11 protein-coding genes and 1 pseudogene are annotated in these 13,487 nt (G+C 60.7%); 4 read left to right on the top strand and 8 right to left on the bottom strand.

Going from position 1 to position 13,487, the window contains the following annotated elements; all coding sequences use genetic code 11:
* Positions 1-36: 36 nt before the first annotated feature.
* From ACTJK7_RS24280 to ACTJK7_RS24295, 4 genes are all read left to right on the top strand, one after another.
* Positions 37-1,230 (top strand): efflux RND transporter periplasmic adaptor subunit, encoded by a 1,194-nt coding sequence (locus ACTJK7_RS24280; RefSeq protein ID WP_108562703.1) that lies wholly within the window; start codon positions 37-39, stop codon positions 1,228-1,230.
* A gap of 15 nt (positions 1,231-1,245) precedes the next feature.
* Positions 1,246-4,398, top strand: coding sequence for a CusA/CzcA family heavy metal efflux RND transporter (locus ACTJK7_RS24285; protein WP_108562701.1), 3,153 nt, complete (start codon positions 1,246-1,248; stop codon positions 4,396-4,398).
* A gap of 134 nt (positions 4,399-4,532) precedes the next feature.
* Entirely contained in the window at positions 4,533-4,733 is a 201-nt protein-coding gene (locus tag ACTJK7_RS24290) for a co-regulatory protein PtrA N-terminal domain-containing protein (RefSeq protein WP_041475587.1), read from the top strand.
* Between the two features lie 78 nt (positions 4,734-4,811).
* A complete protein-coding gene (locus tag ACTJK7_RS24295; protein WP_064380710.1) occupies positions 4,812-5,144 on the top strand; it encodes a DUF2790 domain-containing protein in 333 nt (110 codons plus the stop codon).
* Between the two features lie 150 nt (positions 5,145-5,294).
* Here the strand turns inward: ACTJK7_RS24295 and ACTJK7_RS24300 are convergent, their stop codons facing one another.
* From ACTJK7_RS24300 to nuoI, 8 genes and pseudogenes are all read right to left on the bottom strand, one after another.
* Positions 5,295-6,620, bottom strand: a complete 1,326-nt coding sequence (locus ACTJK7_RS24300; protein ID WP_108562699.1) for an OprD family porin — start codon at positions 6,618-6,620, stop codon at positions 5,295-5,297.
* Between the two features lie 322 nt (positions 6,621-6,942).
* Positions 6,943-7,023: pseudogene (locus ACTJK7_RS24305) on the bottom strand (transcriptional regulator); the annotation flags it as partial.
* Between the two features lie 194 nt (positions 7,024-7,217).
* Positions 7,218-8,681 (bottom strand): NADH-quinone oxidoreductase subunit NuoN, encoded by a 1,464-nt coding sequence (gene nuoN, locus ACTJK7_RS24310; RefSeq protein WP_011334964.1) that lies wholly within the window; start codon positions 8,679-8,681, stop codon positions 7,218-7,220.
* Between the two features lie 7 nt (positions 8,682-8,688).
* The gene (nuoM, locus tag ACTJK7_RS24315) at positions 8,689-10,221 is read right to left on the bottom strand and encodes an NADH-quinone oxidoreductase subunit M (protein WP_011334963.1); all 1,533 of its coding nucleotides are present in this window, start codon (positions 10,219-10,221) and stop codon (positions 8,689-8,691) included.
* A gap of 39 nt (positions 10,222-10,260) precedes the next feature.
* Positions 10,261-12,114 carry an NADH-quinone oxidoreductase subunit L gene (gene nuoL, locus ACTJK7_RS24320; protein WP_085690006.1) on the bottom strand — a complete coding sequence of 618 codons (1,854 nt, stop codon included), beginning with the start codon at positions 12,112-12,114 and terminating at the stop codon, positions 10,261-10,263.
* The gene (gene nuoK / locus ACTJK7_RS24325; protein WP_003180046.1) at positions 12,111-12,419 is read right to left on the bottom strand and encodes an NADH-quinone oxidoreductase subunit NuoK; all 309 of its coding nucleotides are present in this window, start codon (positions 12,417-12,419) and stop codon (positions 12,111-12,113) included. Before nuoK ends, nuoL begins: the two co-directional genes overlap by 4 nt.
* A 3-nt stretch (positions 12,420-12,422) precedes the next feature.
* Positions 12,423-12,923, bottom strand: a complete 501-nt coding sequence (gene nuoJ, locus ACTJK7_RS24330) for an NADH-quinone oxidoreductase subunit J (RefSeq protein ID WP_011334961.1) — start codon at positions 12,921-12,923, stop codon at positions 12,423-12,425.
* A gap of 9 nt (positions 12,924-12,932) precedes the next feature.
* Complete coding sequence (gene nuoI / locus ACTJK7_RS24335) at positions 12,933-13,481, bottom strand: NADH-quinone oxidoreductase subunit NuoI (RefSeq protein WP_011334960.1); 549 nt, start codon at positions 13,479-13,481, stop codon at positions 12,933-12,935.
* Positions 13,482-13,487: the final 6 nt, after the last annotated feature.

Genomic DNA, 13,487 nt, shown 5'->3' on the forward strand with positions numbered 1-13,487 from the left:
GATGACTGCGCGATGGTTTGGCGCAGAGGAGTTTCCATGGATAAAAAACTGATCGTGGTCGCTGCGGCGACCTTGGCGCTGGGCATTGGCCTCGGCGCGGTGTGGAGCGGCAATGCGTCTGTCGATGCGCATGCCGATGAAGCGGCGGAGCACGCCGACCATGCCGAAGAAGGCGTCGCCGCTGACGGCGGGCACGACGAAGAAGGGCACATCGAACTGACGGCCGAGCAGATCGCGGCGGCGGGGATTCAACTGGCCGCCGCCCAGGCGCAGAGTTTCAGCCTCGGTCTGTCGTTCCCCGGCGAAGTGCGCTTCGACGAAGACCGCACCGCACATGTGGTGCCGCGTGTGCCGGGCGTGGTCGAGTCGGTGTCGGTCAACCTCGGACAGTCGGTGAAGAAAGGCCAGTTGCTGGCCGTGATCGCCAGTCAGCAGATCTCCGATCAGCGCAGCGAGCAGGCGGCCGCGCAACGCCGTCTGGCCCTGGCCCGCACGACGTTCGAGCGCGAGAGGAAACTGTGGCAGGACAAGATCTCCGCCGAGCAGGATTTTCTCCAGGCGCGCCAGGCTCTGGAAGAAGCCGAGATTGCGGTGAGCAACGCCCGGCAAAAGATCAGCGTGCTCAGTGGCAGCGTGGTCGCCACTGGTGGCAATCGCTATGAACTGCGCGCGCCGTTCGATGGCGTGGTGGTGGAAAAACACCTGACGCCGGGCGAGGTGGTCGATGAAACCACGGCAGCGTTCACGCTCTCGGATTTGTCGCGGGTGTGGGTCACGTTCGGCGTTTCGCCCAAGGACCTGAACAAGGTGCAAGTGGGCAAACCCGTCACCGTCAGCGCGGCGGAGTTGAACGCCGAAGTCAGCGGCACCGTGGCTTACGTCGGCAGCCTGCTCGGCGAACAGACCCGTACCGCGACCGTGCGCGTCACCCTGGAAAACCCGCAAGGCTCATGGCGCCCGGGCCTGTTTGTCACCGCGCTGGTCGCCACCGACAGCCGCCAGGCCAAAGTCGCCGTACCGGAAACCGCAATCCAGACCGTCGAGGACAAACCCACGGTGTTTGTGCGCACCGACGACGGCTTCAAGGCGCAAGCAGTGGAGCTGGGCAGTCGCGCGGCAGGCCAGGTGGAAGTCATCGCCGGACTGGAACCGGGCGTGCAAGTCGCCAGTACCGGCAGCTTCGTCCTCAAATCAGAGCTGGGCAAAGCCTCGGCCGAGCACAGTCATTAATCGCGGAAGACTCCCATGTTCGAACGCCTGATCCAGTTTGCCATCGAGCAGCGCATCATCGTGCTGCTCGCCGTTCTGCTCATGGCCGGCCTCGGCATCGCCAGTTATCAGAAACTGCCGATCGACGCCGTGCCCGATATCACCAACGTCCAGGTGCAGATCAACACCGGCGCGGCCGGGTTCTCGCCGCTGGAAACCGAGCAGCGCATCACCTTTCCGATTGAGACCGCGATGGCCGGCCTGCCCGCGCTGGAGCAAACCCGCTCGCTGTCGCGTTCGGGGTTGTCGCAGGTCACGGTGATCTTCAAGGAAGGCACCGATCTGTTCTTTGCCCGGCAATTGGTCAACGAGCGGTTGCAGTCGGCCAAGGAGCAGTTGCCCGAGGGTGTGGAAGCGGTGATGGGGCCGATTTCCACCGGGCTCGGCGAGATCTTCTTATGGACGGTCGAGACCAAGGAAGGCGCGCTGAAAGAGGACGGCACGCCCTACACGCCGACCGACTTGCGGGTGATTCAGGACTGGATCATCAAGCCGCAACTGCGCAACGTTCCCGGCGTGGCCGAGATCAACACCATCGGCGGTTTTGCCAAGGAATATCAGATCGCGCCCGACCCGAAAAAACTTGCGGCCTACAAACTGACCCTCACCGATCTGGTGACGGCGCTGGAGCGCAACAACGCCAACGTCGGCGCCGGGTACATCGAGCGCAGCGGCGAGCAATTGCTGATTCGCGCACCGGGCCAGGTAGCGAGCACCGAAGACATCGCCAACATCGTCATGGCCAACGTCGACGGCACGCCGATCCGGATCAAGAACGTCGCCTCCGTGGACATCGGCCGCGAACTGCGCAGCGGCGCCGCCACGGAAAATGGACGTGAAGTGGTGCTCGGCACGGTGTTCATGTTGATCGGTGAAAACAGCCGCACGGTTTCCCAGGCCGTCGCCGCCAAGCTCGAACAGATCAACAAGTCGTTGCCCGCCGGCGTGATCGCGGTGCCGGTGTACGACCGCACGCATCTGGTCGACAAAGCCATCGCCACGGTGAAGAAAAACCTCGTCGAGGGCGCGATTCTGGTGATCGCGATCCTGTTTCTGTTTCTCGGCAATATCCGCGCTGCGCTGATCACGGCGATGGTGATTCCGCTGTCGATGCTGTTCACCTTCACCGGCATGTTCAGCAACAAGGTCAGCGCCAACCTGATGAGCCTCGGCGCGCTGGACTTCGGCATCATCGTCGACGGCGCGGTGGTGATCGTCGAAAACACCCTGCGACGACTGGCCCATGCGCAGCAGCATCACGGACGGCTGTTGACGCGATCCGAGCGTTTCCATGAAGTGTTTGCGGCAGCGAAAGAGGCGCGGCGACCGCTGATTTTCGGCCAGTTGATCATCATGGTGGTGTACCTGCCGATCTTCGCCCTGAGCGGCGTCGAGGGAAAAATGTTCCACCCGATGGCGTTCACCGTGGTCATCGCGTTGCTCGGCGCCATGCTGTTGTCCGTGACTTTTGTGCCGGCGGCGATTGCGCTGTTCGTGACCGGCAAGGTCAAGGAAGAAGAGGGCGTGGTGATGCGTGGCGCCCGTCGCGTTTATGGGCCGACGCTGAACTGGGTCATGTCCCATCGGACGATGGCGGTCGGCGCGGCGTTGGCTGTGATTGTGCTCAGTGGCGTGGTCACCAGTCGCATGGGCAGCGAGTTTGTGCCGAGTCTCAGCGAAGGCGATTTTGCCTTGCAGGCGCTGCGCGTGCCGGGCACCAGCCTGACGCAATCGGTGGACATGCAGCAGCGGCTGGAAACGTTGATCCTGAATAAAGTGCCCGAGGTTGAGCGCGTGTTCGCCCGCACCGGCACTGCCGAAATCGCCTCCGACCCGATGCCGCCGAACATCTCCGACAGCTACGTGATGCTCAAGCCCAAAGAGCAATGGCCGGACCCGGGCAAGTCTCGCGAAACCCTGATGGCCGAACTGCAACAGGCCGCGGCAACGCTGCCGGGCAGTAACTATGAACTGTCGCAGCCGATCCAGTTGCGCTTCAACGAACTGATTTCCGGCGTGCGTAGCGACGTGGCGGTCAAGGTGTTCGGTGATGACATGGACGTGCTCAACGCCACGGCGGCGAAGATTGCCGCCGCGATGCAGAAGGTCAACGGCGCGTCCGAGGTCAAGGTCGAGCAAACCAGCGGTCTGCCGGTGCTGACCATCAATATCGACCGCGACAAGGCCGCGCGTTACGGGCTCAACGTCGGCGATGTGCAGGACACCATTGCGGTGGCCGTCGGTGGACAGAAGGCCGGCACTCTGTATGAGGGGGACCGTCGATTCGACATGGTGGTGCGCTTGTCCGACGCCATGCGCAAGGACGTCGACGGGTTGTCGGCGCTGCTGATTCCGGTGCCGGCGGCGGGTGGTGATGCTTCCAGTCAGATCGGCTTCATTGCGCTGAAGGACGTTGCCAGCCTCGATCTGGTGCTGGGGCCGAATCAAGTCAGTCGCGAGAACGGCAAGCGCCTGGTGATCGTCAGCGCCAACGTGCGTGGGCGCGACATCGGTTCTTTTGTCGCCGAGGCGGGCGCAGCGATCGAGCGTGATGTGCAGGTGCCGGCGGGTTACTGGACGACCTGGGGCGGGCAGTTCGAGCAACTGCAATCAGCGGCCAAGCGCTTGCAGATCGTGGTGCCGGTGGCGTTGCTGCTGGTGTTCGGGTTGCTGTTCATGATGTTCAACAACCTCAAGGACGGCTTGCTGGTGTTCACCGGGATTCCGTTTGCGCTGACCGGCGGGGTCATGGCGTTGTGGCTGCGGGATATTCCGCTGTCGATCTCGGCGGGTGTCGGGTTTATCGCGCTGTCCGGCGTGGCAGTGCTCAACGGGCTGGTGATGATCGCGTTCATTCGCAACTTGCGGGAGGAGGGGCGTTCGCTTGCCGAGGCGATTCACGAAGGTGCGCTGACGCGATTGCGCCCGGTGTTGATGACGGCGTTGGTGGCGTCCCTGGGCTTCATTCCGATGGCCCTGGCGACCGGCACCGGTGCCGAGGTGCAGCGCCCGCTGGCGACGGTGGTGATTGGCGGGATTCTGTCTTCGACCATTCTCACGTTGCTGATTCTGCCGGCGTTGTATCAGCTGGCGCATCGTCGGGACGAGGAATCGCCCGCTGCTGTTTAGTCACTTCGGGGTTGAAAAACAGGCCCGCCATTGCGGGCCTTTCTACATAACGGATATGTAATTTCGGCGCCACCGTCACGAAAGGTTCGGATTGTTACCTTGATCCCGTCAGTGACTTGAATGAGGAATCAATGATGAAACTTGCACAGATTGGCGCGTTTGCCGTGGCTCTGATGATGTCTTCCCTGGTGTTGGCCGAAGGTGGCGGCGACCGCACTTTCGAAAAAATGATGGCTGCCAATGGCCGCTCGATGGAAGTTTTTGCCGCAAAGGAAAAGGCCCGTGATCCGGTCGTCGTGAATGACAAGAAGGACGACAAGACCCAAGACCTGTAAGCGTGCTGCCAGTGAATGAGCCCGTCATCGCGCATCGATGGTGGGCTTTTTTATGAGTTTGTTTTGAAGGAGATGGATATGAAGCTTCTCAAGTGGATGGCGTTCACCAGTGTCATGGCCATGTCCGTGAATGCGCTGGCCGAAGGCGGTGGCGACAGAACGTTTGACCGGGCGCTCAGCGCCAATGCAAAAGCCATGGAGCAGTACGCGGCCAGTCAGGGCAAAGCGGCGCCGGTGGTCAAGGCATACGAGTACGGAATGAAGCTGGATGTGAAGAAGGTGGTCAGCGTTGTCCGGCCAAAGAATGAATGCGCTGTGGTGCCGGCTGCGATGACTTATGAGGACTCCAAGGGGCAGCTCAATACGGTCACTTACAACGTGATGGGGAATTGTCGTCAGCAGGGTGGCTGACGCTAATCCCGGCTGAAGCGCCCGGTTCATGTGCAGTGAGTCGGGCTTTTTTTCGGGCGTAAAAAAAGGCGTCCCGAAGGACGCCAAAGATTCACCTCTTACCAAAGGAGCAAGGAGCTTCTAAAGGTGAATGGGCATTGCTCGTGAAACTCAGAGAATCGCCAGCGGGTATTCGACGATCACCCGCACTTCATCCAGATCCGATTCGAACGCGGTGGCGCGGGTAGTGGCCTGGCGCAGACGCAGCGACAGGTCTTTCATCGAACCGCTCTGCACCACGTATTTGACTTCGATGTCACGCTCCCAGCGCTTCTGGTCAGTCAGCGGATTGCCCTCGGCATCGGGGCGCATGTACACGGCGTTGGCGTTGGAATAGTCAGCGTCAGTGCCGCGTGCATAACGGCTCATGAACGACAGGCCCGGCACGCCATAGGTGGTCATGTCGAGGTCGTAGCGCACCATCCACGAACGCTCTTTCGGCGAGTTGAAGTCGCTGTACTGAATGGAGTTGTCGAGGAAGATCGAGTCGGACTGACGCAGGTAATCGAAGTCATCATTGCCGTTGTTGCGCTGGTGGGAGAGGGCGACGGAATGCGCGCCGAGCTTCACGCCGACGCGGCCGCTCCAGATGTTGTTGTCGAACTCGCCGAGCAATTGTTTGCCCTCGTCGACCGCCTTGTAGTAATTCAGGCCGCCGAACAGCGACAGGTCATCCGACAGCGGATACGTCCAGGCGGTGCCGGCGTAGTACTGGTTCCAGGCATCTTTGAGGCGGCTGGAGTACAGGCTGAAACTCAGGTTTTTGTTCAGCGCGTAATCGCCGCCGCCGTAAGCAATCCACGGCGAATTGACCGGGCCGGCATAGAAAGTCGCGAAGTTCTCGCGCAAGTCGCTGGACACCGGTTGGCTCATCGCATGCAACCGGCCGCCCTGGATCGACAGACCTTCGATGCTGGTGTTGGTCGCCGTCACACCGCGAAAGCTTTCCGGCAGCAGTCGCGAATCACCTGCTGCCACCACTGGGTTGGCCGGGAACACATCACCGACTTTCACCACCGTATCGAAAGCCCGCACTTTGGCGGCTCCACCAACCTTGGTGTATTCGTCCCGCGCTTCACCGTCGCCGTTGACCGGCAACACGTCGAACGAACTGCGGCCACCGTTGCGGCCGTCGCCGGTGTCGAGTTTCAGACCGATCATCGCAAACGCATCCACCCCGACCCCGACGGTACCCTGGGTGAAACCGGATTCGAACTTGCTGATGACCGCATGGGCCCAGGCCTCGGAATATCCGTTGCCGGTGGGACTGGACTGGCCGTTGCGGTGGTCACGGTTGAAGTAAAGGTTACGGTTGAGCACCGTCAGGCTGCTGCCTTCGATAAACCCTTCGGGTTTTTCTTCTGCAAACACCGTGGACGGCCCGGCGCCGACAACCACTGCCAGAGCGGCCATCGACATTTTTGTGTTGTTAACCATCAATCACTCCTTGGGTTCGGCAGAACGGGAACGAGCTTCGGCGTGGGTTTTATTGTTCGAACGGGCAAGGGCCCGCCGGGAGAGTCGCCGGGTGACATCGTTGCAGGCTGCGGATAACGCGGAGGTGATGGGGGAATTACGATTTTGTCAGGTGGGGTGGAGTCGAAACTCACACACAGGGTGGATCTGATTGTTCCATGTATGCAGATGTCCGTTTCTACCGTTCGAAGCTATCCAGCACGTCTTCTGGCAGAGAGGTATCGATGTCATTGGGAAGTGTGAGTTTGCCCTTCATGGTTCCGATCCGTTGGGCGCGCGTTTTTTTCAAGGTGACTTTGTCTTTACGTTCATCGGCTAACGCCTCAAGGCCGTCCATCAACTCTGAAAAAATATCTCGCTTCATGGTTCATGTATCTCCACTTGATGGGTGACTTTCGAATTTAACGGCATAGGCCAACCGTGTGATGTCAGCCGTTGCTCATCGTTTTGAAGGCAAATTCCTTAAAAAGGAGAGGGCGTTGAAAATGAAAAACCCACGAAAACAAAAACGGCACCCGAAGGTGCCGTTTCTGTTTCTAGCTAGCTATCGCTAAGCGATCAGCCCGCCAGGCCCGATTGCTGAACCAGAGTCAGCAGCGGTTGTGGGTAGACGCCGAGGAAGAACGCAACCACAGCGATTGCCAGCAGCATCACGCCGCCTGCTTTCTGTTCCCAGTGCAGCTGGGCGTCGTGGCGGCGCAGGTTTGGTTCGATCAGGTACAGGGTGACCATCACGCGCAGGTAGTAGAAGACGCCGATGGCGCTGCCCAGTACCAGGGAACCGACCAGCCACCATTGGTGCGACTCGACACCGGTAGCAATGATGTAGAACTTGCCGATGAAGCCTGCAGTCAGCGGGATACCGGCCAGGGACAGCATCATCACGGTCAGTACGGCGGTCAGGTACGGACGGCGCCAGAACAGGCCGCGGTATTCGTACAGCGCGTCTGCGTCACGGCCGTTGTACGGCGAGGACATCAGGGTGATCACACCGAAGGCGCCGAGGCTGGTGATCACGTAGGTGACCAGGTACACGCCGATGGCTTCCACCGCCAGACCCTTGCTTGCCACCAGTGCGATCAGCAGGTAGCCGAAGTGCGCGATGGACGAGTAACCGAGCAGACGCTTGAGGTTGCTCTGGGTCAGGGCCAGCAGGTTACCGAACAGGATCGAGGCGATGGCGATGATGGTCAGCACGTTGCTCAGTACGCCACTGCTGGCGGCAGGGGAGATCTGGAACAGACGAACCATCACGGCGAACACGGCCACTTTCGAAGCGGTGGCGAGGAACGCGGCCACCGGTGCCGGAGCACCTTCGTACACGTCCGGCGTCCACAGGTGGAACGGTACCAGCGACAGCTTGAACGCCAGACCGATCAGCATCATGCCCAGGCCCAGTTGCGCCAGCGAGCTTGGCAGACCGGTCGCGGCCAAAGCCTGACCGATACCGACGAAGCTCAGCGAACCCGAGTCTGCGTACAGCAGCGCCATACCGAACAGCAGGAACGCGGAACCGGCGGCCGACAGCACCATGTACTTGATGCCGGCTTCCAGCGAACGCTTGTTGAAGAAGGCGTAGGCCACCAGACCGTAGACCGGCACCGACAGCAGTTCCAGACCGATGAACAGGCCGGCCAGGTGCTGCGCGCTGACCAGAACCAGGCCACCGGCGGCAGCCATCAGGATCAGCAGGTACAGTTCTTCACGGTTGCCCGGGTAACCCGAACCGCCATCGCCGAGGTAGGCGTGGGCGAGGGTGACGCAGGCGAGGGTGGCGACCAGGATCAGCGCCATGTACAGGCAGGCAAAGGTGTCGATCTGCAGCAATGGGGTCACGGCCAGAGGCGCGACTTTCAGGGCCGGCAGGATCGACAGCAAGGCCAGGTTCAGACCGGCCACCGAAATCAGGAAGGTCTGCGAGTGGTTGCGGCGCCAGGCGATTGCCAGCATCACCACGATAATGGTGAGGCTGGTGATCAACAGTGGCGCAAGCGCAATAAAGTGTTGAATCGTGAATTCCATAGCGCTCTTACCGGGCCGAAGCGAGTTGAGTGAAGGCGGTGCCGAGCCACTGCTGCACGCCATGCATCGTGGCGGCAGAAGTGTCGAGGAACGGTTGCGGGTAGACGCCGAGGTAAATCAGCAGTACCGCAAGGCCCAGCACCATGATCAGTTCGCGACCGTCCATGCCGTGCAGGATCGAATCCGATTTGGACGGACCGAAGTAAGCGCGGTGGATCATGATCAGCGAGTAGACCGAACCGAACACCAGACCGGAGGTGGCAATCGCGGTGATCCATGGAGCACTGGCGAACGTACCGATCAGGATCAGGAACTCGCCGACGAAGTTACCGGTGCCCGGCAGACCCAGAGAGGCGGCTGCGAAGAACAGGCTGATCGCCGGCAGGTAAGCGATACGCGACCACAGACCGCCCATCTCACGCATGTCACGCGTGTGCAGACGCTCGTACAGCTGACCGCTGAGGATAAACAGTGCAGCGGCCGACAGACCGTGCGCCAGCATCTGGATCACTGCACCTTGCAGCGCCAGTTGGCTGCCGGAGTAGATGCCGATCAGTACGAAGCCCATGTGGGAAACGGACGAGAAGGCGATCAGACGCTTGATGTCGGTTTGCGCGAAAGCGAGGAACGCACCGTAGAAGATCCCGATCAGACCGAGGGTCATGGCGATCGGCGCGAACTCGGCCGAGGCGTTCGGGAACAGCGGCAGGGCGAAACGCAGCAGACCGTAGGCTGCGGTTTTCAGCAAGATACCGGCGAGGTCGACGGAACCTGCAGTCGGCGCCTGGGCGTGAGCGTCAGGCAGCCAGGAGTGGAACGGAACCACGGGCAGCTTGACCGCGAAGGCGATGAAGAAGCCGAGCATCAGAATGTACTCGGTGGTCATCGACATCTTGGTCTTCAACAGATCGGCGTAGTTGAAGGTGATCACGCCGGTGCTGTTGTAGTTGACCAGGACCAGACCGAGGATCGCCACCAGCATGATCAGGCCGGAAGCCTGAGTGAAGATGAAGAACTTGGTCGCCGCGTAGATCCGGGTTTTCTTGCCGTCCGAAGAACTGTGACCCCAGAGCGCGATGAGGAAGTACATCGGCACCAGCATCATTTCCCAGAAGAAGAAGAACATGAACAGGTCGAGGGCGAGGAACACGCCGACAACGCCGCCCAGGATCCACATCAGGTTCAGGTGGAAGAAGCCGACGTGACGCTGGATCTCTTTCCACGAGCAGAGTACCGACAGGATACCCAGCAGACCGGTCAGCAGGATCATCAGCAACGACAGGCCGTCGAGGGCCAGGTGCACGTTGATGCCGAAGCGCTGGATCCAGACGTGCTTGAACTCAAGCGCCCAAGTCGGATCGGCGCCAGGCGCCGGAGCAAATGAATAGTCACCGTGGGCCCACAGCCAGAGGCCGAGGGCGAGTTCCAGGGTCATGGTCAACAGCGCAATCCAGCGGGGGAGGGTGGCGCCGAAGCGCTCACCCAGCCAGCACAGCAGGCCGCCGATGAAGGGGATCAGGATTAGCCAAGGCAGAATCATGACGGGCTCGTTTCCTTTCGCAAATTCGCAAGGTTCATATCAGACCGCTACCAGCACGACAGCGCCGATGACCAACACGGCACCAGCAGCCATCGAAGCAGCGTACCAACGCAGTTGACCGGTTTCGGTACGGCTCAGGGCGGTGTGACCCCCCTTGGCCATGCGCGGGATCAGACCGATGGTCTGGTCGAGCGGGTCTTTGCGCAGCATGTGGCTGATCGCAAGGTACGGCTTCACGAACAGTTTGTCGTAGATCCAGTCGAAGCCCCAGGCAGCGAACCACCAGGCCGAAAGGAGACGGCCGATGCCGCTGTTGGCGATCGCGGTCACAAAGCGACGCTTGCCGAGGAACAGCAGGGCCGCCAGCAGGATACCGGCCAGGGCGATGGCGCCCGAGGCGATTTCCAGACTGTGCTTGGCTTCGCCACCGGCATGGCCAACGCTCTCGGGCAGTACGCCGTGCAGCGGTGGAACGATCATGGCGCCGACGAAGGTCGACAGCACGATCAGCACCGACAGTGGCAGCCAGTGAGCGATGCCGTGACCGGCGTGGGCTTCGGTCTTGGCTTCACCGTGGAACGCGATGAAGATCAGGCGGAAGGTGTACAGCGACGTCATGAATGCGCCGACCAGACCTGCGTAAAGCAGACCGTGGTTGCCGCTGGCGAACGCTTCCCAGAGGATTTCGTCCTTGGAGTAGAAACCTGCGGTCACCAGCGGCAGGGCGGCCAGAGCGGCACCACCGACGATGAAGCTGGCGTAGGCCAATGGCAGTTTCTTCCACAGGCCGCCCATCTTGAAGATGTTCTGCTCGTGGTGGCAGGCAACGATCACCGCACCGGAAGCAAGGAACAGCAAGGCCTTGAAGAAGGCGTGGGTCATCAGGTGGAAGATCGCGCCTTCCCAGGCGCCAACGCCCAGCGCCAGGAACATGTAGCCGATCTGGCTCATGGTCGAGTAGGCGAGGATACGTTTGATGTCGGTTTGCACCAGTGCGGCGAAACCGGCCAGTACCAGGGTCACACCGCCGACGATGCCGACCAGGTGCAGAATGTCCGGCGCCAGGGCGAACAGACCGTGGGTACGGGCGATCAGGTAGACACCGGCAGTCACCATGGTTGCGGCGTGGATCAGTGCCGAAACCGGGGTAGGGCCGGCCATCGCGTCCGCCAGCCAGGTTTGCAGCGGCAGTTGAGCCGATTTACCGACCGCACCACCCAGCAGCATCAGGGTTGCCAGCACGATCCAGAAATCGCCGACCTTGAAGTGCTCAGGCGCCTTCACCAGCAGTTCCTGGACGTTCAGCGTGCCCAGTTGCTGGAACAGGATGAACAGGCCGATCGCCATGAACACGTCGCCGATACGGGTGACGATGAAGGCTTTCAGTGCAGCGTTACCGTTGTTGCGGTTGCTGTAGTAGAAACCGATCAACAGGTACGAGCACAGGCCCACGCCTTCCCAACCGAAGTAGATGAACAGCAGGTTGTCGCCCAGGACCAGGAACAACATGCTGGCGATGAACAGGTTGGTGTAGGCGAAGAAGCGCGAGTAACCGGCTTCACCGCGCATGTACCAGGAGGCGAACAGGTGGATCAGGAAACCCACGCCGACCACCACACCGAGCATGGTCACGGACAGACCATCCAGGTACAGGGCGAAGTTCGGCTGGAAGCCTTCCACCGAGATCCATTTCCACAGTACGTGGACGTATACGCCACCTTCCGGTGGAGCGACGTTGAACTGCCAGATCACGTAGGCCGCGACGATGGCAGACAGGCCGATGGAGCCGACACCGATCAGCGCCGACAGGTTTTCCGAGAAGCGGCCGCGCGAGAACGACAGCAACAGGAACCCGATCAGAGGGAATACGAAAGTCAGAAAGAGTAGGTTCATCCGCGCATCTCACTGGCAGCGTCGATATCGAGCGTGTGGAAGCGGCGATACAGTTGCAGCAGGATCGCCAGGCCAATACTGGCTTCGGCGGCTGCAAGGCTGATCACCAGGATGAACATGATCTGTCCATCCGGTTGCGCCCAGCGGGCGCCCGCAACGATGAAGGCCAGTGCAGAGGCGTTCATCATCACTTCCAGACTCATCAACACGAACAAAATGTTGCGGCGGACCATCAGGCCGACCAGACCAAGGCAGAACAGGATGCCGGCAACCGCCAGACCATGTTCGAGAGGGATAGCAGGCATGTCTTACTCCTTCGCCTCGTTACGGCCCAAATGGAACGCCGTGACGGCTGCAGCGAGCAGCAGCATCGAGGCGAGTTCGACCACCAGCAGGTACGGACCGAACAGGCTGATGCCCACGGCTTTCGCGTCCACGGTGGTTTGACCGATGGCCTGACCGCTCTGGTGAGCGAACAGCACATACAGCAGTTCGGCCAGCAGCAGGGCGGCGAGAATCACCGGTCCTGCCCAGATGCCGGGCTTGAGCCAGGTGCGTTCCTGCTGAACCGAGGCAGGCCCCAGGTTCAGCATCATCACCACGAACACGAACAGCACCATGATGGCGCCGGCGTAGGCGATCACTTCCAGCACGCCGGCGAACGGTGCGCCGAGCGCGAAGAAGGTCATGGCCACGGCGATCAGCGAAATGATCAGGTAGAGCAGGGCGTGCACAGGATTGGTGTTGGTGACCACACGCAATGTGGACACAACAGCGATACCCGATGCGAAATAGAAAGCGAATTCCATCGTTCTTCCTTAAGGCAGCAAGCTCTTCACGTTGATCGGCTCGGCTTCGTTTTGTGCGGCGCCTTTCGGCTTGCCCGCAACGGCCATACCTGCAACACGATAGAAGTTGTAATCAGGGTTTTTGCCGGGGCCGGAGATCAAAAGATCTTCTTTCTCGTACACCAGGTCCTGACGTTTGAACTCGGCCATCTCGAAATCCGGGGTAAGCTGGATCGCGGTGGTCGGGCAGGCTTCCTCGCAGAGACCGCAGAAAATGCAGCGCGAGAAGTTGATACGGAAGAAGTCCGGGTACCAGCGACCGTCTTCGGTTTCAGCTTTCTGCAGCGAGATGCAACCCACCGGGCACGCCACGGCGCACAGGTTGCAGGCTACGCAGCGTTCTTCGCCATCGGGGTCGCGGGTCAGGACGATGCGGCCACGGTAGCGTGGCGGCAGGTAGACCTGCTCTTCCGGGTATTGCAGGGTGTCGCGCTTGCGAAAACCATGGCCGAAGACCATGACCAGGCTGCGCAACTGGGTACCGGTACCCTTAACGATGTCGCCAATATATTTGAACATGGGTCA

It is taken from the genome of Pseudomonas sp. 22085 (genome assembly GCF_052045815.1).
In the GTDB taxonomy this organism is placed as follows: domain Bacteria; phylum Pseudomonadota; class Gammaproteobacteria; order Pseudomonadales; family Pseudomonadaceae; genus Aquipseudomonas; species Aquipseudomonas glycinae.